The 21,188-nt window shown below is 73.3% G+C and carries 21 protein-coding genes and 1 tRNA gene; 9 read left to right on the forward strand and 13 right to left on the reverse strand.

The window, feature by feature from the left end:
• Positions 1–62: 62 nt before the first annotated feature.
• Together ACFXGN_RS02160 and ACFXGN_RS02165 are read right to left on the reverse strand one after the other, a co-directional pair.
• On the reverse strand, positions 63–1,085 hold the full coding sequence (locus tag ACFXGN_RS02160) for a DMT family transporter (RefSeq protein WP_384852162.1): 1,023 nt from the start codon (positions 1,083–1,085) through the stop codon (positions 63–65).
• Positions 1,082–1,912, reverse strand: coding sequence for a phosphatase PAP2 family protein (locus tag ACFXGN_RS02165; RefSeq protein ID WP_384852164.1), 831 nt, complete (start codon positions 1,910–1,912; stop codon positions 1,082–1,084). The genes ACFXGN_RS02160 and ACFXGN_RS02165 overlap by 4 nt, the downstream gene beginning before the upstream one ends.
• A gap of 148 nt (positions 1,913–2,060) precedes the next feature.
• Between ACFXGN_RS02165 and ACFXGN_RS02170 the strand changes: the two genes are divergently transcribed.
• Together ACFXGN_RS02170 and ACFXGN_RS02175 are read left to right on the forward strand one after the other, a co-directional pair.
• Complete coding sequence (locus ACFXGN_RS02170) at positions 2,061–2,663, forward strand: TetR/AcrR family transcriptional regulator (protein WP_384852167.1); 603 nt, start codon at positions 2,061–2,063, stop codon at positions 2,661–2,663.
• 29 nt (positions 2,664–2,692) lie between these two features.
• A complete protein-coding gene (locus ACFXGN_RS02175) occupies positions 2,693–3,067 on the forward strand; it encodes a DUF488 domain-containing protein (protein WP_384852170.1) in 375 nt (124 codons plus the stop codon).
• A gap of 1 nt (position 3,068) precedes the next feature.
• Here ACFXGN_RS02175 and ACFXGN_RS02180 read toward each other — a convergent pair whose 3' ends face one another.
• Positions 3,069–3,632, reverse strand: a complete 564-nt coding sequence (locus ACFXGN_RS02180) for a DUF309 domain-containing protein (RefSeq protein WP_384852173.1) — start codon at positions 3,630–3,632, stop codon at positions 3,069–3,071.
• Between the two features lie 149 nt (positions 3,633–3,781).
• Here ACFXGN_RS02180 and ACFXGN_RS02185 point away from each other — a divergent pair.
• A tRNA-Pro gene (locus tag ACFXGN_RS02185) sits at positions 3,782–3,858 on the forward strand.
• Positions 3,859–4,070: 212 nt separating this feature from the next.
• On the opposite strand, the gene ACFXGN_RS02190 is transcribed toward ACFXGN_RS02185, so the two are convergent.
• The 3 genes from ACFXGN_RS02190 to ACFXGN_RS02200 are packed head-to-tail and all read right to left on the reverse strand — an operon-like array spanning position 4,071 to position 7,248.
• On the reverse strand, positions 4,071–5,399 hold the full coding sequence (locus tag ACFXGN_RS02190; protein ID WP_384852175.1) for a cytochrome P450: 1,329 nt from the start codon (positions 5,397–5,399) through the stop codon (positions 4,071–4,073).
• On the reverse strand, positions 5,396–6,373 hold the full coding sequence (locus ACFXGN_RS02195) for a terpene synthase (RefSeq protein ID WP_384852178.1): 978 nt from the start codon (positions 6,371–6,373) through the stop codon (positions 5,396–5,398). The genes ACFXGN_RS02190 and ACFXGN_RS02195 overlap by 4 nt, the downstream gene beginning before the upstream one ends.
• Positions 6,370–7,248, reverse strand: coding sequence for a class I SAM-dependent methyltransferase (locus ACFXGN_RS02200; protein WP_384852180.1), 879 nt, complete (start codon positions 7,246–7,248; stop codon positions 6,370–6,372). The genes ACFXGN_RS02195 and ACFXGN_RS02200 overlap by 4 nt, the downstream gene beginning before the upstream one ends.
• Before the next feature lie 191 nt (positions 7,249–7,439).
• Between ACFXGN_RS02200 and ACFXGN_RS02205 the strand changes: the two genes are divergently transcribed.
• The gene (locus tag ACFXGN_RS02205; RefSeq protein ID WP_384852183.1) at positions 7,440–8,843 is read left to right on the forward strand and encodes a protoporphyrinogen/coproporphyrinogen oxidase; all 1,404 of its coding nucleotides are present in this window, start codon (positions 7,440–7,442) and stop codon (positions 8,841–8,843) included.
• Between the two features lie 240 nt (positions 8,844–9,083).
• On the opposite strand, the gene ACFXGN_RS02210 is transcribed toward ACFXGN_RS02205, so the two are convergent.
• Positions 9,084–10,067 (reverse strand): AraC family transcriptional regulator, encoded by a 984-nt coding sequence (locus ACFXGN_RS02210; protein ID WP_384852186.1) that lies wholly within the window; start codon positions 10,065–10,067, stop codon positions 9,084–9,086.
• Between the two features lie 159 nt (positions 10,068–10,226).
• Between ACFXGN_RS02210 and ACFXGN_RS02215 the strand changes: the two genes are divergently transcribed.
• From ACFXGN_RS02215 to ACFXGN_RS02225, 3 genes are all read left to right on the forward strand, one after another.
• A complete protein-coding gene (locus ACFXGN_RS02215; protein WP_384852188.1) occupies positions 10,227–10,358 on the forward strand; it encodes a hypothetical protein in 132 nt (43 codons plus the stop codon).
• Between the two features lie 88 nt (positions 10,359–10,446).
• Positions 10,447–11,715, forward strand: a complete 1,269-nt coding sequence (locus tag ACFXGN_RS02220) for a YcaO-like family protein (RefSeq protein ID WP_384852191.1) — start codon at positions 10,447–10,449, stop codon at positions 11,713–11,715.
• Entirely contained in the window at positions 11,708–12,724 is a 1,017-nt protein-coding gene (locus tag ACFXGN_RS02225) for a GNAT family N-acetyltransferase (protein WP_384852193.1), read from the forward strand. The genes ACFXGN_RS02220 and ACFXGN_RS02225 overlap by 8 nt, the downstream gene beginning before the upstream one ends.
• Before the next feature lie 160 nt (positions 12,725–12,884).
• On the opposite strand, the gene ACFXGN_RS02230 is transcribed toward ACFXGN_RS02225, so the two are convergent.
• Together ACFXGN_RS02230 and ACFXGN_RS02235 are read right to left on the reverse strand one after the other, a co-directional pair.
• A complete protein-coding gene (locus tag ACFXGN_RS02230) occupies positions 12,885–14,198 on the reverse strand; it encodes a tetratricopeptide repeat protein (protein WP_384852195.1) in 1,314 nt (437 codons plus the stop codon).
• A 383-nt stretch (positions 14,199–14,581) separates the two neighbouring features.
• A complete protein-coding gene (locus ACFXGN_RS02235) occupies positions 14,582–15,166 on the reverse strand; it encodes a TetR/AcrR family transcriptional regulator (RefSeq protein WP_384852197.1) in 585 nt (194 codons plus the stop codon).
• Positions 15,167–15,266: 100 nt separating this feature from the next.
• On the opposite strand from ACFXGN_RS02235, the gene ACFXGN_RS02240 reads away from it, so the two are divergent.
• The gene (locus ACFXGN_RS02240) at positions 15,267–16,331 is read left to right on the forward strand and encodes an alpha/beta fold hydrolase (protein ID WP_384852200.1); all 1,065 of its coding nucleotides are present in this window, start codon (positions 15,267–15,269) and stop codon (positions 16,329–16,331) included.
• A 238-nt stretch (positions 16,332–16,569) separates the two neighbouring features.
• On the opposite strand, the gene ACFXGN_RS02245 is transcribed toward ACFXGN_RS02240, so the two are convergent.
• Positions 16,570–17,196 carry an isochorismatase family protein gene (locus ACFXGN_RS02245; RefSeq protein WP_384852203.1) on the reverse strand — a complete coding sequence of 209 codons (627 nt, stop codon included), beginning with the start codon at positions 17,194–17,196 and terminating at the stop codon, positions 16,570–16,572.
• A 216-nt stretch (positions 17,197–17,412) separates the two neighbouring features.
• Between ACFXGN_RS02245 and ACFXGN_RS02250 the strand changes: the two genes are divergently transcribed.
• Complete coding sequence (locus ACFXGN_RS02250; RefSeq protein ID WP_384852204.1) at positions 17,413–17,883, forward strand: MarR family winged helix-turn-helix transcriptional regulator; 471 nt, start codon at positions 17,413–17,415, stop codon at positions 17,881–17,883.
• Positions 17,884–18,204: 321 nt separating this feature from the next.
• Here ACFXGN_RS02250 and ACFXGN_RS02255 read toward each other — a convergent pair whose 3' ends face one another.
• From ACFXGN_RS02255 to ACFXGN_RS02265, 3 genes are all read right to left on the reverse strand, one after another.
• Positions 18,205–18,849: a TetR/AcrR family transcriptional regulator gene (locus tag ACFXGN_RS02255; RefSeq protein WP_384852205.1), complete on the reverse strand. Its 645-nt coding sequence runs from the start codon at positions 18,847–18,849 to the stop codon at positions 18,205–18,207.
• Positions 18,846–19,517, reverse strand: coding sequence for a DUF998 domain-containing protein (locus tag ACFXGN_RS02260; protein WP_384852208.1), 672 nt, complete (start codon positions 19,515–19,517; stop codon positions 18,846–18,848). The genes ACFXGN_RS02255 and ACFXGN_RS02260 overlap by 4 nt, the downstream gene beginning before the upstream one ends.
• 64 nt (positions 19,518–19,581) lie before the next feature.
• Positions 19,582–21,117 (reverse strand): FAD-dependent monooxygenase, encoded by a 1,536-nt coding sequence (locus tag ACFXGN_RS02265; RefSeq protein ID WP_384852210.1) that lies wholly within the window; start codon positions 21,115–21,117, stop codon positions 19,582–19,584.
• Positions 21,118–21,188 lie beyond the last annotated feature (71 nt).

A 21,188-nucleotide genomic window follows, 5' to 3' on the forward strand; every position in this document is an offset into this window, starting at 1 on the left:
CGCCCCGTGGCCTCGCCCCGCGACCGTCCTCCCTCCCCGGGCCCGCGACCGGTCTTCGCTTCTCAGCCCGCGACCGGCGCGGGCGCGGCTTCCACGTCCGGCAGTGCGAGCGAGGGGGCGGCGACCGGTCCCGGGAAGATCCGGTCCGCTCCACCGGGGGCGGCGGCGCCGGGGGTCGTCGCACGCGGTGCCGGGACCGGCCGGGAGCCCCCGGCCGACGCGGCCGGGTCCGGTGCGCCCTTCGTCAGGAGGACCACCCCGCGCGCGGCGACCAGGGCAGCGGCGGCGGCAGCGGCCCAGCCCCAGGCCCCCGCCCGGAACGTCTCGCCGAGGAGGGCGACGCCGATTACCGCCGCGGAGGCCGGGTTGGAGAGGTTGACCACGGCCAGCGGCGCCGCGAGACCGCCCCGGTAGGCGGCCTGGGAGAGCAGCAGCCCGCCCGTCGCGAAGCCGGAGATGAGGAGCGCGAGCAGGGCGGTCTGCCACCAGGTCGGTTCGCGGCCCGGCAGTTCGAGGGCGAGCGCGGCCGTCAGGGTCTGGGTCAGCGCCGAGGCGACGCCGGAGGCGAGCCCGGAGGCCGTCGCGTGGCCGAGCCCGCGCCGGGTCCTTCCCGGCGCCCGCCCGGCGGACAGTGCGGCGATGAGCAGTGCCGTCGCCGCCGCGACGGCGAGGGACTCGGAGAGGGTGAGGGCCTCGCCGGGTGCGGCGGGACCTGTCACCGCGACCAGCCCGACGAGACCGGCCAGGGTGCACAGGGCGCCGCGCCACTCGGTGCGGGTGACCCGGCGCCGCGCCGCGTACGCCCCGAGCGGCAGCGCCGCCACCAGGGTCAGCGCGCCGAGCGGCTGGACCAGGGTCAGCGGCCCGTAGTGCAGGGCGACGACGTGGGCGAGCGCCCCGGCGGCGTTGAGTCCGACGGCCGCCCACCACTGGCGCCGGGCGAGCAGCGCGCGCAGGGCGCCGCTTCCGTCCCGGGCGGGGGAGGCGGCGGCCAGCCGGGACTGGGCGACGGCGGCGAGCGCGTAACCGGCGGCGGAGACGAGCGAGAGCAGCACCGCGAGGACGGTGCCCGAGCCGGGGCTCATCGGAGGACTCCGGCGGGGAGGGGCGTCGTGCCGAGGACGCGCGGCACCGGCGGCGGAGCCGTACGGCGGCCGGGCGCGCGGACGGCGAGCAGGGCGAGGCCGAGGAGCGCGGCGGCGGCGAGCGCGTCGAACCAGTAGTGGTTGGCGGTGCCGACGATGACGACCAGGGTGAGCAGCGGGTGCAGCAGCCAGAGGAAGCGCCACCGCGACCGGGTGGCGGCGACGAGCCCGATCGCGACCATCAGGGCCCAGCCGAAGTGCAGCGAGGGCATGGCGGCGAACTGGTTCGCCATGGAGTCGGTCTCCGGGGTCGCCGCGTAGACGGAGGGCCCGTAGACGCGGGCGGTGTCGACGAGGCCGCTCGCCGCCAGCATCCGGGGCGGCGCGAGGGGCATCAGCAGATGCAGGGCGAGGGCGGCGCCGGTGAGCAGCGCGAGCACCCGGCGGGACCACACGTAGTGGGCGGGGCGGCGCAGGTAGAGCCAGCAGAGGAAGGCGACGGTGGCCGGGAAGTGCACGGCCGCGTAGTACGTGTTCGCCACCCGTATCAGGGTCTCGCCGTGCAGGAGGAGCTGTTGTACGGCTCCCTCGCCCGGGAGGTGGAGGGCGCGTTCGGCGTCCCAGACGCGGTCGGCGTTCCGGAAGGCGCGGGCCTCGTGGCCGTTGGCGAAGAGCCGGCCGGACTTGTAGACGAGGAAGAGCGCGGTGACGAGCAGCAGCTCGCGCACGAGGGGCGGCCGGGCGGTCCCGTCGCCGGGGCCGGGGGAGGGACTCCTCCCCGGTCCCGCAGGACGTGTGCCTCGTATCCCGCGTATCCCGCCAGCCATCGTGCGGCCCTCTAATCCGTCAAATCGCCAACAAACGGAGTGAGCCTAGAGCCGAATTCATCGAGACGCAAGCGTCTCGATACGTTTGCGTCTCGATTGTGCACCCCCTACTCTCGTATGTGCAGACAGAGGTGTCCGGGAGGGATCGATGTCCACAGAGGCCGCTACCGCCGCAGCCCGACGCAGCAAGATCACGCCGGAGCGCGAGACGGAGCTCTACGACGCCGTCCTCCGCCTCCTGCGCGAGGGCGGATACGACTCCGTGACCATGGAGGGCGTCGCCGCCCGCACCAAGTGCGGCAAGGCCACCCTCTACCGCCAGTGGGGCACCAAGCCCAAGCTCGTCACCGCCGCGCTCGCCCAGCGCCGCTGCACCGTCTTCACCGGGATCGACACCGGCAGCCTCGCCGGAGACCTCCGCGAGGCCGGCCGCATCGCCGCCTCCCACCGGGAACGCGACGCCGAACTCATGGAAGCCGTCGCTCAGGCCTTCATCCAGCACCCCGACCTGCGCGCCGCGCTCCGCGAGACCGTCATCGCCCCCGAGGTCGCCGCCATCGACGCGATCGTGGCCCGCGCCGTCGCGCGCGGCGAGGTCGCCGCCGACAATCCCGCCGTCGAGTTCGTCGCCCCCTGCTTCATGGGAATGCTCCGCATCGAGCGGATCTTCGAGGAGCGCTTCACGGACGCCTCGACCATGCGGACCTTCGTCGACGCCGTCCTCCTTCCGGCACTGCGCGCCGAGCGCTGAGACCCGGCGCGGTCCCGCACCCTGGGACCATGCCCCCACACAGCCCCGACGTCCGCGTCCGCCGCGTCTACGAGACCCCCTCGCCCGACGACGGCGTACGGGTCCTCGTCGACCGCCTCTGGCCGCGCGGCCTCGCCAAGACCGACGCCCGCATCGACGAATGGCCCAAGGCGCTCACCCCCTCCACCGAACTCCGCCGCTGGTACCACGGCCCGGACGGCACGTACGAGGAGTTCCGCCACCGCTACGGGGCCGAGCTCACCGCCCCCGACGCCGCCACGGCCCTGGACCGCCTGAGGACACTGGCGGCCCGGGGCCCGGTCACCCTCCTGACCGCGACCAAGGACCCGTCGACCAGCCACACCACGGTCCTGCGCGAAGCCCTGGAGGAACCGGACGAATAGCTCAGACGGGCGGCCGGAGCAGCCGGGGCGAGACGGCGGCGGGATCGACGGGAGCCGACGCGCCACCACCGGTACGGCGGGGAGGCGCGGGCGCGGGAGGCACGAGTCCGCCGTCGTCCGTACGGGCGGCCAGCGCGCGGGCCCAGCCGACGAGACCGTCGACGTCGATCCCGTACGGCTCCGAGGCCGCGCGCCCCGGACCGCCCGCGAGGCGGTCGGCGCCACGGCGCAGCAGACGGGCGCCGCCGGGCCCGTTGCCCCGGGCCGCGTGGGTCAGGCCGACGGCGAGCTGGGCGAGCCCCTGCCAGAGGTCCCGCTCCGCCCCGGGCCCCGACTTCCAGGCGTCCTCGAAGACCTCGTGCGCGTGGAACGGCATCCCGGCGTCGAGCAGCCGCTGCGCCTCCCGCAGGGTCTCGCCGGGCTCCCGCACCACGCCCTCGGGCTGCCGGGCCACGCCCTCGGCGCCATGGGGAAGGGGCCGCCCGAGACCGTCACGGGGCCGCGCGTTCCGCGCCCGCCCCGCCTCGTCGCGGTCCCTGCCACGGCCACTCGCTGTCGCGTTCACCCGCCCATTGTCCCGCGCGGACCCGCGCGGACCGCCGCCACCCCGCCCGCCCGGGACCCCGTGACAGCCCGTGCGTCATCGCACCCGCCGGAGTGAGGTAATGTTTTCCCTGCACGCCGACGAGGGAGCAACACCCCGGAGGCAGGCATCGGGACGTGGCGCAGCTTGGTAGCGCACTTGACTGGGGGTCAAGGGGTCGCAGGTTCAAATCCTGTCGTCCCGACCAGCGTTTTCGCAGGTCGGAGGCGGTATCGGAGTAATCCGGTACCGCCTTTTCGCCGTTCTCGGGGACCAGTTGGGGACCCTACGGTCCAGCGGCGCCTTCCCGGGAGAGGGCTGGACGGCCGGATCGAGGGGCGCGCGGGCAGGGCCGAGGGCGGGCGGTCCCGGTGCCGGTGGCCTGAGACCCGTCGGGTGGAGGCGGCAGGGCGGCGGTGCTCACCGCTCGTTCGGGCGGGTGGTCACGGTCATGGTGAGGGGGGCGGGACCGAGGGTGGCGGCGGCCAGGGGCCGCGCCCGCACGCCCGGGAGCGGGTCCAGGTGCCATCGGCGGGTGACCGCCGCCGCGAGGAGCGTGAGCTCCGCCAGGGCGAAGTCTCCGCCCGGACAACCGTGCACCCCGGCGGCGAAGGGGAGATAGGCGCCGCGCGGGGGTGCGGGATGCCGGTCCGGGTCCCAGCGGTCCGGATCGAAGGTGCCGGGGGAGCGGTACCAGCGGGGGTCGCGGTGCAGGGCGTAGGGGCTGTAGAAGATCTGCGCGCCCCGGGTGAACCGGTGGCCGCCCAGTTCCACGTCATCGGCCGCGCACCGGGGGAACAGCCAGATCGGCGGGTAGAGCCGGAGCGTCTCGCGCACCACGTGGCCGGTGAGGACGAGTGCGGGGAGGTCGCCCGGCTCGACGGGGCGGTCGCCGACGACCCCGGTGACCTCCCCGCGCACCCGGCGGCGGATCTCCGGGTGACGGGAGAGCAGGATGAACAGCCAGGCCGCGGCGGCGCCGCTGGTGTGCGAGCCGCCGATCAGCAGGGAGGTCACGTCGTCGTGGAGCTGCCGCTGGCCGGTACCGGCTGAGAGACGGGTCAGGGCCGGGGTGTGGGGGTTCGCCTCGACGAGGGAGTCCACGACCCCGTGGACGGAGGCGAGCGCGGACCGGTAGCGCCGCCGTTCGCCGCCGGGCCAGCGGTCGAGGAGCGCGGCGGCCGGGCCGTAGGCCCTGAGGCCCAGTCCGGTGACGACGGTCGGCAGGGCGCGGTGGACGGTGTCGGCGAACCCGTCGGGAAGCGGGTGCCCGAAGAGGGTCCTGGCCACCGCGTCCAGGGCCAGCCCGGCCGTCTCCGCGTTGAGGTCGATGTCCTGTCCATGCCGCCAGGAGTCGGCCCGCGCGGCGACGAGCCGGGCCATGGTGTCGATGTACCCGGGCAACCGGGCCGCGCTCAGGAGGGGTTGGACGGCACGTCGGCGGTCCCGGTGGTGAGTGCCGTCGGCGACGGCGACGCCGGTGCCGAACAGGGGGTGCGCCTTGGTGAAGATCTCCCCCCGGTCGAAGCGTCCGCCGGGCCCGGTCAGCAGGGCCAGTACGAGGTCCGGGTGGTTGAGGAGGTAGGCGGGCCGACGGCCGATCCGGAATTCGACCACGTCCCCGTGGGACCGCTGGGCGTCGAGGAACTCCAGCGGCGACCTGGCCAGTCGCACCGCGTGTCCGAGGACCGGCAGACCGCCGGGTGCGCGGGGCGGGCGCCGGACGGCTGGAGCGGTCGGGGCCTTCACAGGGCTCCTCCTTCCGAGGCGGCGGGGCCGTACCGAGGGGTGTCCAGGCCCCATTCCAGATGGCCGCGGGTCCAGACGAGGAGCGCTCCCGCGCAGCGGTCGGCGTCCTGTCGGCGGGTGTCGGCGTCGGGCGTCCGGGTGGGCGCGCGGAGTTCCCGGCGGGCCCGCCCGTGAGTGGCCAGGCGTTCCTCGCAGGCTCTCGCGACGGCGAGGGAGGCGGCGTGCCGGTCGAGGCCGCGGTGGTGGGCGGTGACCAGGACCAGATTGTGCGGATCGCCCTGGGCGGCCTCCTTCTCCACCGTCATCAGATCGTTGGTCCAGCACACCACGTCGGCTGCCGCGACGAGCAGGTCCTGGTACGGGCGCGAGTAGTACAGGGACGGGGGCAGGGCACCGGCCTCCGTCCGCTCCACCAGGTCGAAGGTGGGCATGATCGCCCCGAACGCCCGGCGCCGGGCAGGGAACGCGTCCGGGCTCGGGACCTCGGCGGCCTGCCGGTGGGCGGCCTGCCACACGCACGCCGACAGGTAGTCGACGATGTGCCGACGGAACCTCAGGTGCCAGGAGTCCGGCATTCCGTCGGAGGCCCGTCCGACGATCTCGGCCAGGGCCCGTCCCATGGGCGAGGCAGCCGTACGTCCTCCGGAAGCGACCCCGAGCAGTTCGCTCAGGTACCCGTCCAGGCGATCCGCGTCCCGCCCCAGGTCGCTCTCGTCGATCCGGTCGTCGAGGAGGAACAGCCAGGCCATCCACATCGCCACCAGCGTGCTGTCCGTCCGGTCGGCCCGGGGGTGGCACCACGCTGCCAGCAGGCCGGGCCGGATGCGGACGAGGCGCGGCAGCTCCGCCTCCGTCTCGCAGAGGCCGACGGCCCCGACCCACCGCAGGGTCTCCGTGTCGGCGGCCTCGGCGTGGGGCCCGCGGCACGCGGGAACGTCCCAGATCGCCGAGCTCTTGAGCGCCTCGATCGTCACGCGATCCTTTCTTCCGTCTTCTCCGTGTCCGGCTCTTCCGTCTCCCCCGTGCGCCGGACCGGCGGCCGGACGCCCCACATCGCGATCATCGCGTGGGCGGTGTCGACGAACCCGGGACTGCTCAGATGGGCGAGGGCCTCGGCGCCCTCGTCCTCCGACAGGACGCGTTCCCGCACCATGACCGGCAGGAGATCGGCGACGGAAAGCGCCCAGGCCCGTCCCGCCGCGTTCGTCGAGGTCAGTGTCGGACAGTGCACCCGCATACCGACCTCGACGAGGCCCAGGTCCCTCAGCGGGGCGGGGAACGAGCGCGCCCATGCCGTCGCGTCGCTGCCGAGCGACCGGGCGAGGGCGGTGGTGACGGCGTCGCCGAGGCGCCGTACGACCGGATCGGGCGAGGACGCGGCCGGGAAGAACGAGGGATCCTCGACGTAGAGAAGCCCGCCCGGTCTGAGCCAGGACGCCATGCGCGCCGTCAGCGCGGCCCGGTCGGGGAGATGGCACAACACGCTGCGGGCGACCACCAGGTCGAAGGAGCCGGGCGGGAAGCCCTCGGTCCGTACGTCGTGCCGCAGCGCCCGGAGGGCCGGATGCCGCAGGCCCGCCAGGAACCGGAGGTCGGTGTCGGTGGCCGTCACCTCACCGCCCCGGCACCGGTCCGCCAGCCACAGGGCGAGACTGCCGGACCCGGCTCCGATCTCCAGGCAGTCCGCACCGGGCGGGAGTTCCCATCGGGCCAGATCGGCTGTCGTCGCCGGATCGCACAGACCGCCCAGGGACGCGAGGCGTTCGGTCTGGCCGGGGTGCGCGAAGGAGAAGACCTTCTCCCCGTACGACGACGGGATTCCGCGTGCTCCCGGGAATTCGTTCCGCATGAGGTCTCTCCCTTCGGCTCGATTGGAACAGCGCGGTTTTGCGGCGGGTTTTCGACACGCCGGTCCACGCGGCCCTTCGTACCGGAATTCATGCTTCGCTTTCGCGGGGAAGCCGATGGGGCCGACCTCGGTGACCGGCCCGCCCCCTCGGAGCGTGCCGGTCGCGGCAGCCGTTCCCGGAGAGGCGCCACATGGCGGATGAACGTCGCACGGAACACGTGATCGTGGTCGGTTCCGGTATCGCGGGGACGGCCGCCGCGTTTCGGCTGCGCCAGGCCGGCCGCGAAGTCACCCTGCTCGAAGGGGAGGAACACGTCGGGGGCCGGATGTCCTCCCGTGAGGTCCCGGTCGGTGGCGAGCTCTACCGCCTCGACCGAGGAGCGAGTTGGCTCTCCCGGAACTACACCCCGATGATCGGTCTTCTGGAGGACGCGGGACTCTCCGCGCGGATGCTGCCCTGCTCGGACGAACTCGGAGTGCTCCGCGACGGCCGGGTCCACCGCCTCTCCCTCGTCCGCACCTCAGGACTTCTGCGGACGGGCCTGCTCGGGTGGCGAGCCAAGCTCAAGGCGGTCAACCTGTTCCGCGATCTCGCAGCCGCCCGCCGACGGCTGCGCTGGGAGGACATGTCCGGCGCGGGCGCCATCGACGGCGAGAGCGCCCAGGAACACGCACTGCGCCGACTCGACCGCGAACTCCTGGACTACCTGGTGGAACCCCTCTGCAGCACCCAGTTCCTGGTGCCCGCCGAGGAGGTCGCCGCCGTCGGGGCGTTCAGCATCATGTGGGGCACGTTCGGGGCGGCGAGCTTCACCTTCGACGGCGGGGTCGGACGCCTCCCCGGACACCTGCTCGACACCTCCGTGATGAGCGCTCCCGGCACCCGGGTCGAGCTGGGGGCGAGGGTCACGGAGGTCCGCCGGGACGGGGACGAGGTCGTGGTGGTGTGGGAGCGGGACGGCGGGACCCGGACGGAACGGGCCCGCGCCTGCGTCGTGGCCGTACCCGCCCCGGCCACGGCGCGGATCGTCACCGACCTCACCGAAGACCAGCGCCGGTACCTCGCGGGGGTGCGCTACACCAGCGACGTACACGTCACCTTCGGGCTGCGACGGCCGCCCGCCGAGACCGCCCTGGGCGTCGCGGTTCCCCGCCGGGAACACCCGGACCTGTGCGTCGCCCTGTACGAGCACAACCTCGGCCCCGGCCGGGCCCCCGCGGGCCGGGGGCTGGTCACCCTGGTCTTCCGTCACCACTGGAGCGCGGCACGGACGGCGGCCGACGACGACACCGTGATCGCGGACGCCCGTACGGCACTGGGCGAGGTGATGCCGGACCTCGCCGCCCACATCGACGAACACCGCGAGATGGCCGTCGTCCAACGCTGGGAGAACGCCGTGATCGCCCGCCCGGCGGGCGGGTACCGGGACCTGGCCGCCTTCACCGCGAGCCTGGACCCGGCCTCCCCCGTCCAACTGGCCGGGGACCACTTCTCCTACAGCACCACCAACGCGGCCCTCGCCACCGGAGAGCGTGCCGCGCGCAAGATCCTGGACCTGCCGGTCACAGTGCCGGAACGGGGCATGGTGGGCTGAGAACGGCATCCGCTCAGCGAGCGACGGGTGCGGTCGGCCGACCACTGATGTTCCGGGGTACGGCCGCCGCCCCCGCGCGGTGATCCACGGACGACCGGCACATCGTCGCCGTATGCCCACGTGCTCGGGCCCGGTCGACGGCTCCGGCGTCACAAGGCTCCCGGGACGGCTCGGCACCGAGATCCGGCCCGCCTCCGCGGTGACGCCGTGCCGCGCCTGGTCACGGGCGCCCGTGGTGGTTCAACGGGTCCCGGGATCCCGGGCCGCCTCCCGGTACCGGCGGGGGGCGAGGCCGGTCGTGCGTTTGAAGGCGTGGCTGAAGGCGCTCTCGGAGCCGTAGCCGAGGGACGAGGCGATGGCCGCGACAGGGGTGTCCGTCGCACGCAGCGCGTGCCGCGCCAACCTCATGCGCCAGGCGTACAGATAGGCCAGGGGCGGCAGACCGACGACCTTCTTGAAGCGCTGGGCGAAGCTGGTGCGGGACATGGTCGCCGCGCGGGCGAGGTCGGCGAGGGTCCACGGGTGGGCCGGATCCCCGTGGATCAGGAACAGCGCGGGGGCCACGCGTTCGTCGGCGAGGGCCCGCAGCCGGTCCGCCGCCCGGGTGCCGGTGTGGGTGCTCGTGTCCTTCAGGAGGGCGCGCAGCACCTGGACGAGGAGGAGCCGCGCGAGGTGTTCCGTGGCGACGGCCGCCCCGGGGTCGTCCGAGCGCATCTCGCGCAGCGTCTGCTCCATGAGCCAGCGGGCCGCGGGCGCTTCGGCCGTGGTCGCGCCCACGCGCATCAGCGGCGGGAACGCGCTCAGCAGCAGTTCCCTGCCGACGTCGTTGAGGTCGATGTGGCCACCGACGGCGACGGCGTCCCGCCCCTCGGACCCGATGTGGAAGAAGCCCCCGGCGGTCGCCCGGACCAAGGGCAGCGCGTCAACCGGAGGCAGTGCCGGATCACTCGTCAGGGTGTACCCGCGCACCCCGGAGAAGACGGCCACGTCACCGGCCGCCAGCCGGACGGGGTGCTCGACGCCGTCTATCACCAGCCACATCGGGCCCTCCAGCACGGCCTGCACCTTGAGTCGGCCGGGGGCCGGAAAGGCAAGGGCCCACTGCCCCGCGGCGGTGATCCCGCAGGACAAGGCACACCGCGCGTCGATGAGTTCGAGCGTCCTGGCGACGGGGTCCACCCAGCCGGCGGAGCTGGGAAGGCGGGCGGACGGTGCTGCGGCCATGTGCGGACTCTGACGCAAGTCGCACGGACGGGCAAGCATTCACCCGGCCCTCGGCCGTCCGCCACGATGGTCGCGGGAGGCCACCCGGCGACGGGCCCGGCCCTCCGCACCACGGCCCGCGGACCGCGCGGCCGTTCCCGGTCTCAGGAGGTTGTACTCATGGGCGGATTCCAGGATCGCGACAAGTTCCACCCGGACGAGGTAGTGCTGTCCCCGGCCGAGCAGCAGACCATCGCCGATCTCGCGGACAAGGGCCAGGGCAACGCGGCCGAGTCGCCCGACGAGAGCTGACGGGTTCCACGGCCGCCGTACTCCGTGGACGGGCCCCGGCGGAATCCGATCCGCCGGGGCCCCGTCCGCCCGACAGACGGGATCCACCGTGACCAGCTCCACCGTCCGCACCGGGCTCCCCCCGTCGGGAGAGCGGTCCCTGCCCCTGGCCGAGGCGCTCGCCCGTGCCCGGTCCGCCGCCGCAGCCCTCTCCGTCGAGGTCGACCTGGCGCCCGTCCTCGACGGCAGCCCCGGTACCTGGCGGTGTGTCCTGCGCCGCGACGGCCGGGACATCCCCACCGGTCTCGGCCTGGGCAAGGGAAGCCGGGACGAGGCGCGCACCGGCGCCCTGTTCGAGGCCCTGGAGCACTATCTCTGCGGCATCGACGGACTGGAACCGGCGGACATCCGCCAGGTACGGGCCCACGACCTGGCGGGCGGTCCACTGGCCCGGGACATCGCCGTCCGTCTCCTGGGCGAAGGCCCGGACCGGTCCCTGGGCTGTCTGCGGTACCGGTCCCTGACCGGCGAGCCCGACACGGACGTCCCGCTCTTCCTCTCCATGCCCGAATACCTGCGGACGGCGGGCGCCCGGGCCCGCCGGGACGCCGGGGACGCGTACGACTACCGGGTCGTCGGCCGCTACTCGGTCAACAACGGCTGGGCCGCCGGTGCCGACCCGGTGGAGGCCACCGTCCACGCGATCAACGAACTGATCGAACGGGACGCGCTCTCCCTGCTGCTGGTCGGCCAGTTCCTGCGCGACCGGCCCGACCGGCTCACGGTGGTGGACCCGGCGACCCTGCCCGAGGACCTGGCCGCGCTCCTCGACTCGGCACACGCCCACACGGGCCGCCGCCCCGACCTGATCGACATGACCACCGACCTCGGCGTCCCCGCGTACACGGCGTACCTGCCCGCCCCGCCGGGACGGCCCGCCCGGATCTGCGGCTGGGGGGCGTCACTGTCGCGCCGGTACGCCGTCACCCGCGCCCTGACCGAACTCGTGCAGCTCCACAGCACGGTGGGCCTGCGCGAGCGGTACGCGCACCTGCTGCCCGAGCAGCGCGACGACACCGGACCGTACCCCCGGCTGCGCGCCTGCTACCTGTCGGACTTCACCGCCGCCCTGTCGTCGGCCGAGCTCGCGCCCTACCGCGACACGGCGGCTCCGGACACGCCCCGGGGCCACCTCGACCGGCTTCTCGGACTCCTGCGGAGCCGGGGCCTGTCGGTGTACCGGCGCGACCATCACGTCACGCCGGATCTCGCCGTCGTCAACGTGCTCGTACCGGGGCTCGAACGGTTCATGCTGGTCACGGACGGGCAGGTCGTCGTCCCCGGGGAGCGCGGCATGGCGGTGCTCGGCCGTGGCTGAGACGCGGTGGCGTCCGCTCGCCCTCGCCGACGCGCCCCGGCTCGCGGAGATGCTGTCCGAGTGCGCGGTGGCCGACGGGGTGCCGGGGACCGGTCCGGACACGGACGACGTCCGCGAGGCCCTGAGCGCCCCGGGCATCGACCTGGGAGCCGGGAGCACCTCCCTCTGGTGCGGTGGCGAGCCCGTCGCCCACGCGACCGTCCGGGCCCGCGAACACGGCAGCCCCGCCCACCGGATGACCCTCGACCTGGCCGTACGTCCCGCGCACCGGACACCGTCGCTGGTCCACCGGCTCCTCGACCGGTGCCGGACCGCCGCGCTCCGCCGCCATGGCGAGCTGTACCCGGGCGTCCCGCTGGAACTCCACGCGCGAACCCACCAGGGACAGGTGTGGCTCGCCGAGGCACTGGACGCCACGGGCTACCGGCGCGTACGCGCGTACTGGAGCATGAGGGCGGGGCTCGGGGCCCCCGGGAAGCCGCCCGTCCCCGCGTCGACGCCGGACGGCACGACGATCGTGCCGTTCGACGACACCTTCGACGGTGCCCTGCTGGAACTGCGCAACGAGGTCTTCGCCGACAACTGGGGCAGCGTCCCCATGACGCCGGGCACATGGCGCCGTTCCGTCACCGGGAGTCCCTACTTCCGGCCCGCGTCCTCGTTCCTCCTCCTCTCGGACCACGGCCGGGAGATCCTCTGCTACCTGCTGTGCACCGAGCTGGCGGACGGACGGAAGGACCGGGAGCTGTATCTGGCCAACGCGGGGACCAGGACAGGGCTGCACGGCAAGGGCCTCTACCGCGCCGTCTTCACCCACGCGCTGGCCCGCGCACGGGCCGACGGCTACCACCGGGCCGTCCTGGACGTCGACGCGACGAACCCGATGGCGGCCGGGGGTTTCTACGACCGCATGGGCTTCCTGAGGTACGGGACGTGGACCACCCACGTCCTGCCGGTGACGGCGGCGCCGCCCGGCGGGGGCGACCCCTCGGCCCCGCCCCTCGGGTGAGACCGCCCTTGGGTGAGGCCGTCCTTGGGTGAGGCTGCCCTCGGGTGAGGTCGCGCTCGGGTGAGGCCGCCCCCGGGTGAGGTCGGGAGGCGCCACCGACGCCCCGGCCGGTCCTCCGGGCCCTTGAAGGCTGACCGGGTCCTCTGCCCCGGGGCGGTCCTCAGCGCGTGGTTCCCATCTTGCCGTCGTACTTCCGGTACCCGTGGACCGCGTCGACGGTGTCCCGTTCCTCGCGCAGAACCACGGTGCGCCGGTCGATCCAGCGGCGCAGCGGGCTCTCCTTCCAGGCGACCTCGTCGCGATCCAGCAATTGGAAGGCGGAAATCCCCAGGGGGTCGGACATGGCGGCCTGCATGTAGGCGAGCCGGGCCGCGTCCATGTCGCCGAGGTGTTCCAGGCACTGGCCCAGCATGAATTGGGCCAGGTGTGTCACCTGGGGGCCCAGGAGGGTGGCTTTCCGGTACGCCTTCGCCGCTTCCGGGACCTTCTCCCGCTCGATGTACACCTGACCGAGCGTGAGAAGCGCACGGGGCTCCGCCGGCATGTGCTTCGTGAGGCTCAGCGCGTATCGCTCAGCCCGTTCGAAGTCTCCCAGGACGAACATCTCCTTGGTCCTGCTCTCCAGCAGGGCGTAGCGCAGCAGACCCCATTCGGCTCGGGTCGCGGGGTCGTCCCGCCGCATGAGGGCGCAGAAGTGTTCGGCCCGGTCCATCTCCCGGGACATGGCCGCGTGATCGCCGACCAGTTGGGGGGCCAGTGCCGCGATCCGGTGGTAGCGGCTCAGGAGTTTGTTCCGCTCGTGGCCGACCGCGTCGGAGGCGTCGACGGACCGAGCGTGCCGCTCCAGGTGGCGGGGGAAACCTGGTGCGTCGTCCAGCATCTTCACGCTGATGCTGGACAGCAGGTAGGTCGCTTCCACATGGGCCCAGGAGCCGGGTCTGGCCCGATCCCGCACCGCGCTCAGCTCCGCCGTGGCGGCGCTCGCCGGACCGCCGTCGATGGCTTGGGCGTACAGCGCCTGACCACGCATGAAGGCAAGGGCGGCGGTGTCGTCGTCCAGTCGGGCGGGGGACTCGGGTCCGGGTCCGGGCTCGTGGCGGAGGACCGACGCGTGCAGTCCCGCCCGGTGCAGTGCCCACAGGACCCGGAGCCTGGCCGGGCCGCTGAGGTCGGCGTAGCGGGTGAGCTGTTCGCAGAGCGTCCGCCAAGCGGGCGTGCGCAGGGCCGGTGCGAGTTCGGAGGGTTCGTCGAGCAGGTATTCCGGGAGCATCGCGTGCCGCACGATCTCGCGCCGCACCGACGGCGGGGAGATTCCGTGGACCCGGGGATACGCGTCGCTCTCCTCGACCAGTGACCGGACCGCCAGTGCCAGTCCCTCGACGGCGGAATTGCCGTCCGCCTCCCAGTCGCCGAAATCGAAATAGGGGCGGTACAGCCAGCCGATGAAGGTCGTCGTCACATCAACGCGCGGCATTTTCTTCCTTCCTCGGCCGCAGGGGCGTGGTCGGCGTCCGGCCACGCCCCCAGCCCCTTCCGGAGGAGTCCGGCTACAGGGCTTCTCGGGACGGACGTTCGGTCGTCAGCGTGCGGTAGGGAATCACCTTCATGGCGTCACCTTTCGCTCCCGGGGTGGTGAAGAACAGGTCGTATCCACCCCACTGGACAGGACAGCCAGACGTTATCCCGGCGGTATGTGGACCGCACCTCGGAGAAACGCGTCATGGAATGCGGCGGCGGCGAGCGAATGCCCGCGCGGTCGGCCGTCACGACGACGGGTCGACGTCTCGTGGGGCCTGACCGTGACGGGCGGTGCTCCGGGCGGGACCTCCACGCCGGGTGGGCGGCCCGGCGGCGTCGTCAGGACGGGTGGTCGGCCAGGAGCAGGTCGACGAGCCGGGCGGTGCGGTGGCCGTCGACGGGGCGGCGGGTGAGCAGGGCCCGGAAGTGGAGGGGGGCGATGAGGGTTTCGAGGAGGAAGGCGGGATCGGTGTCCTCGGGGAGTTCGCCACGGGCGACGGCCCGGTCGATCATGGTCCGGGCCAGGTCGAACCGCGAGGTCCAGAACTCCTCGCGGCTTTCGGCCAGGGTCTGGCCGTCGGCCGCGGCGGCCATGGAGCGGACGAGGGCCTTCCCGAACGGGGTGTCCAGATACGCGGCCAGCGAGTCAGAGAACGCGATGAGGTCCCCGCGCAGGGTTCCGGTGTCGGGGATGCGGAGCTGTTCCTCGCTGTAGGCCAGGAGCGCGTCGACGACGAGGTGTTCACGGGTGCCCCACCGCCGGTAGACGGAGGTCTCGTGCACGCCCGCCCGGCGCGCGATCTCGGGGACGCTGACCGCGTCGGGGCCCTGCTCGGCCACGGCCCGCAGCGTCGCGTCCAGGACGGCCCGGCGGACCCGGGCGGACCGGCCGCCGGTCCTGCGGCGGACTCGCTCTTCGCTCACCCCCACATGCTATCGCAGGTTACTTGCGTTAACGGATGGGCGGAGCTACCTTCCGAGTTAACGCAGTATCACTGCGTTAACGGTCGTCGGAGGAGGCGTGATGCCGTACCAGTGGCCGTTGGAGGCGAAGGACCTGTTCGCGGAGCGGTACCCGCAGATGGTCGGCGCCGGTCTGCCGATCCCGGACGTGGTCGCGGTGCGCGCCGCGATCACCGACATGTGGGCGGACGAGCCCGGCGGGTGGGTGTATGAGTGGTCGGCGCTCGCGGCACGGTACGCCGTGGCCGGATCGCACGGCCTTTCGGCGCTCGCCTATGGATGGGCGAGGTTCCCGACCCTGGCCGACGAGGCCAAGCGGGCCGCGCTGGCCCGCCAGACCGAGCAGTACCTGCTCGCGGCGCCCGGATTCGCGGTGGCCTTTCGCGGGTACGTCCTCGACCTGCCCTACCGTGGCGATGTCACGCGGGTGCCGGTGCATGTCTTCACCCCGCCCTCCGTCACGGGGAAGGGCCCGGTGCTGCTGGTCAGCGGCGGTGTCGACAGCTGGAAGATGGATCTGCACGGCCTCCTGGTGACGCTCTGCTCGCAGGTCGGGCTGCCGGTCGTCGCCTTCGACCTCCCCGGGACGGGTGACTCGCGGGTGCCGATGGCCCCGGACGGCGCGGAGATCGTCCGGGGTCTGATCGGCCACGCCCGGACCCTGGGGAACGGTGTCGTCGTGCACGTCGGCATCTCGATGGGAGGGCACTACTCCGCCCGCTCCGGTCTGGCGGGCGAAGCCGACGCGGCCGTCGTGCTGGGCGGCCCCGTCGAGGCGGCGTTCGCTCACGGGCGCCTCGCCCGGTTCGGGATGGACGGCATCGTCGGCAACGCCCTGGGCTACGACCGCCCGCCGAGCCCCGACGACCTGTTCGCCGCGCTGGCGGCGTTCTCGCTGCGTCCCCTGCTGGACCTGGACGGTCAGACGCCGATGCTCGTCGTCAACGGCGCCGACGACGTCCATGTCCCACAGGCCGACACCCTGGTGTTCGAAGGCCGCCGCGACACCGAGGTCCACCTGCTGCCAGGGACCGGGCACTGCGCGGTGAGCGAGCTCCCCGAGGTCCTGCGGATCGTCTCCGAGTGGCTCCGGCGGACCCTGTCCGCCCTCCCGGCGGCGCGGTGACCGCCGACGCGCATCGCCTCCTTCGCCCCCGGGCCGCCGAGGCCGCCCTCCCTGCCGGGCGCGGTGGCCCGCTCGCGTCCTGGACGCGTCTCCGGGCCGTGCGTCGCACCGCGGCGGCCCGTGGCTGGACGACGCCCGCCGGGTGACCGCGATGGCCGCCCGGCCGGGAGACGGACCCGGGGCCGTCCTCTTCGGCCCCCGGCCCCCGGCCGCTGGACGGGGTCGTTCGTCGTGACGGTCAGGACCGGTGGGCGGCCGAGATCTGGCCGACCAGGACCGCGAACGGCATGTCGAGCGCGGCGTAGACGGCACCCGACTCGGGGGCGGCGTTGTCACCGAGGGCCTCGACCATGAGGGTGGCGTAGTCGCTGAGGATGACGCCCGCCTGCTGCATCCGGGCCAGCCCGGCCTCCCGCTTGGTCCGGCTGAAGGTGCCCGAAGCGTCCACCGCCACATAGGCGTCGTAGCCCGCGGCGGTCGCGGCGTACGCGGGCAGTGCCGCGCACACCTCCAGTGACACTCCGGCGAAGATGAGCTTCCGGCGGCCGGTGGCCTCGATGGCCTCGCGGACCCGGTCGTCGTGCCAGGCGTTGACCGAGCTGCGGTCGATGATCTTCTGTCCGGCGGGAAGCGCCTCGACCAGTTCGGGAGCGGTGGGCCCCCACATGCTGTCCGCCGCGGTGGTGGTCACGACCAGCGGGATGCCGAGCGCGGTCGCCGCCCGCGCCAGCGCCGCCGCGTTGTGCTTCAGCTCGGCCACCGGGATGTCCCGTACGCCCGAGAGCAGGCCTACCTGGTGGTCGACCAGGACCACGGCGGCGTTCTCGCGGGTGACCGGCTCCAGGTACGTGCTGCGCGCGCTCATGTCTTCTCCTCGGAGAGATCTGGCCATCGGCATTTAGTCACTGACCTTGATGGTCAGTTTTAGTGACGACTTTGAATCTAGGGGAGCATCACCCGGATTGCAAGCGGGAGTTGGGGCGGATCGGGGTGCGGTCGACCGGGCGGGTAAACTCGCCGGTCAGACCGCCAGGGGTGGAGCGGCGGAGGTGTGGCGGAGGGTGAAGGGAAGGTGCGGGGGTTGACCGGTCATCGGCAGCCGGACCCGGAAGCGGGACCGGATCTGGGGGTGCTCAGCGCCCGGATCCTGTTCTCCGTCCAGCGCGAGCTGTTCGCCACGCTGGCCGAGCGGGGCTTCGACGACATCCTGCCGCGCTCGGGAGCCGTCCTCGCCCATCTGCGTCCCGAGGGCATCCGCGCCAGCGAGCTGGCCCGGCTGTCCGGCCAGCACAAGCAGGTCGTCGGCACGCTCGTCGACGACCTGGAACGCCTCGGCTACGTCGAACGCGCCCCCGACCCCGCCGACCGCCGCGCCAAACTGGTCCGCCCCACCGAACGCGGTCTGCTCCAGATGGAGACGGCCACCGCCATCATGCGCGCGATCGAGGAACGGCACGCGAAAACCCTGGGCGAGGAAGCGTATTCCGCCTTCAAGGACGCGCTCGGACAGGTGGCGCGGGCCCAGAGCGCGGCGGCCAGAGAGCTGCGCTGAGCGGGAGCGGGGGAGGCCGTCGGCCCGGAGACGCCGGATGCCGTCGTCGGTGCCCGGCATGGCCGCGGCGGCGGTGGGCCGTCGGTCCCGCTCACCGCCGCGGCCGGGCGGGACCGCCGCTTTTCCCGTGGACCCCGGCCTTCGGGCCCGGCCGCCCACGGCCTTGTGGCGCATCACCCCCGGCTCGGCGTCGAGTTCGGCCTGAGGCCCAAGGCGCTCCCCGGGCGGCGGGACCGGGTGAAGCCGTTCCGTGCGCGAGACCGATCGCGGCGAGGCGGGGACCGTTCCGGCGGATCAGGGGCATGGGCGGCGCGGCGGCGGTCAGGATCGCTCGGGCCAGACGGCTTGCCGCATCTGTGCGTCGGACATCGCCTCGGTCCGCTCCACGGGGTCGCCTTCGAGCCCGAAGCCGGTGAGCAGCACCTCGGCGTAACGACGCCAGTTGCCGGGGGCGAACTTCTCGGTCCGGTCCGCGACGGTCCCGAGCATGTAGAGCACGTTGTACGCGTCCGAGCTGGTGAAGTCCGGCCGTACGGCCCCGGCCGCCACCGCCCGCTCCACGAGCCCGTCCACATGGCGGCCGAGTTCGTCCCGCATCTCCGCGATCTCGTGCCGGTCGAGGCTCGCGTGCCCGATGATCACTTCGAGGGCGGGGTCCTCGGCCCGCCACGTGGCCGCCGCCAGCAGGTAGTGCCGCAGCGCGCGGCCCGCGCCGTCCTGCTGCTCCGCGTCCGTCGCCAGCCGCAGGAAGGCGGTGAACCGCTCGGTGTACAGGGCGTCGATCAACGCCTGCAGATCGGGGAACCTGCGGTAGACGGTGCCGACGCCCAGCCCCGCCTCCCGTGCGATCTCGTTGAGGGTCACGGCGGTGCCCCGCTCGGCCAGCATGTGACCGGCGGTCGCGAGGACCAGCCGGCGGTTACGTTCCGCGTCCGCGCGCAGCGGGCGGTGGGTCTCCGAGGTCATGCCGGGACATTCTCCGGCATCGAGGTCCGCCGGACGCGCCGGGCGAGCAGGAGCGTGCCGGTGACGACGCTCCACAGCAGCCACGAGTAGACGCTGCTCCGTTCGAAGGTCCCCGCCGTGCTCTCGGACACCCCCACCAGGGCGATACCGGCGATGCCGAGCGCGCCGACCGCCACGCTGAACACGCGGTACGCGGTGGGCAGTCGAAGACTCCCGAGCGCACCGGCCAGGATCGCGACGGTGTTGGCGCACAGGATGCCCACCCCCGCGCCCCCGATGTGCAGAGCGAGTCCGTGGCTCGGGCCGTCGGGCGAACCGTGGAACAGGCCGACCGCGACCATCCCGACGCCGTGCGCGACGGCCAGCGCCGTCACCACGCGGCGGGCGCGTCCGCTGAGCAGCCGGGCGAGCAGCACCACACCGATCGCGAACAGCACGCCCTCCACCATGAACGAGGTGTTCATCAGGACGTGCCTCGGCGAACACAGCTCACGCCCCTGGAACTGCGTGCCGCAGTCGGGCACGCCCAGGTCGCTGATGTAGTTCGTCGCGTAGCTGTACGCCGGGTTCTTCCAGGCCCCGGCGGTGACGGCCTCGGCGATCACCCACTGCGCGGCGTTGACGATCAGCACGGCCGCGCCCACGGAGAGCCAGATCCTGCGTGCCATGGGGACTCCTTCTGCGGGGGCCGGGGAGGGTCCCAGTCAAACACAACTGGATAGATCTATCCAGTTACTCGTCGGTGTCTGTTCCGCCGTCCGCCTGCCGCCGGTGTCCGCCGGGTCGCTGACGGCGTCCCAGGGCGATGCTGAGGGCGTCGTCCACCAGGGCCGTCAGCTTCGCGTCGTCCCGTTCCGTCCCGGCCCAGGCGACGTGTCCGTCCGGCCGGATCAGGGCGGCGCGCACGTCCTTCCAGTCGTCCGGGGCGTGGTCGGGCGTCCCGCTCCGTACGGTGATCCGGGCCTCTTCGCGGTCGGCGAGCACGCCGTGGGCCGTCAGGTCGAGCAGGAGGTACGCGTCCGCCCGCGACAGCGCGAACAGGTCGGTGTCCGTGCCGGTGAGGGCGAGGGCGGGCGCGCGGACGCCGGTCAGGGGATGCGCGTCCGGGGCGGTGGCGGGGTAGGCGACGTCGAGCGCGGTGAGGCGCCCGGCCAGTACGTCGTTGAACTCCTTCGACTGCGGGATCATGCGGCTGAGCAGGGAGCGCAGTGCGAGCCCTTCGGGAGTGAAGCCGTGGAACAGATAGGTCTGGGCGCGGCTGTGCTCCATCAGTTGCTCGCCGATCGGATGGCGGTCGGTGTGGTAGGTGTCGAGCAGACCGTCCGAGGCCCACCCGCCGAGGGTGGCGGCCAGCTTCCATCCCAGGTTGAACGCGTCCTGGAGGCCGACGTTCATGCCGACCCCGCCGGTGGGGTAGTGCTGGTGGGCGGCGTCGCCCGCGAGGACGACACGGCCGAGCCGGTAGTGGGTGGCCAGCCGGGTGGCGTTGCCGAAACGGGAGAGCCAGGACGGGTCGCGCATCCCGAAGTCGTCCCCCGCGATCCTGATCGTCTTCTGCCGCAGCTCCTCCATCGTGAAGTCACCGGGCCACTCGGTGGTCGCTCCGGCCGGGTCGGTGCCGGCGATGCGCCACCGGTCGCCGGGCAGCGGGACGACCATCAGACCGCCGTGCTCGGTGAAGTTGCTGGATCCGGGCGGCGGAGGGTTGTCCAGCGAGACGTCACCGAGCCAGCCGAGGTACGTCGAGGGGGTGCCGGGGAAGGCGATCCCGGCGGCCTCGCGCACGGTGCTCCTGGTGCCGTCGCAGCCCGCGAGGTACCGCGCCCGGATCTCGTACGGCCCGTCGGGACCCTCCGCCCGGACCGTCACCGAGTCCGCCCCCTCGGTGAATCCCGTCATGCGGTGCCCGCGCCGGACGGTGGCGCCGAGCCCGAGGGCGTACTCCTCGAACAGCTCCTCGGTGCGGGACTGGGGGATGAAGAGGGTGTAGGGGTACGGCGTGTCCAGGACGGAGAAGTCGAGCCGGTCGGCGAGGTTCGCGAAATGGCCGGTGGAGATCTTCAGTGCCTCGTCGAGGAACCGCCGGTGCAGTCCTCGGCAGGCCAGTACCTCCACGCTGCGCGGATGCACCGTGAGAGCCTTGGACCGCTGGTCGACCGTGGTGCGCTGTTCCAGGACGGTGACGGAGACGTCGTTGAGCCGGAGTTCGGCGGCGAGCCAGAGCCCGACGGGACCGCCTCCGACGATGACGACCTGCTGCGTTTCCATGCGACCACCCCTGTGCTCGGCGGCGACTGCGGTTCTGGCGCCGCGAAGGCTCTAGGTCAGTGACCTAGACG

The sequence above is a fragment of the Streptomyces sp. NPDC059247 genome (assembly GCF_042754005.1).
In the GTDB taxonomy this organism is placed as follows: domain Bacteria; phylum Actinomycetota; class Actinomycetes; order Streptomycetales; family Streptomycetaceae; genus Streptomyces.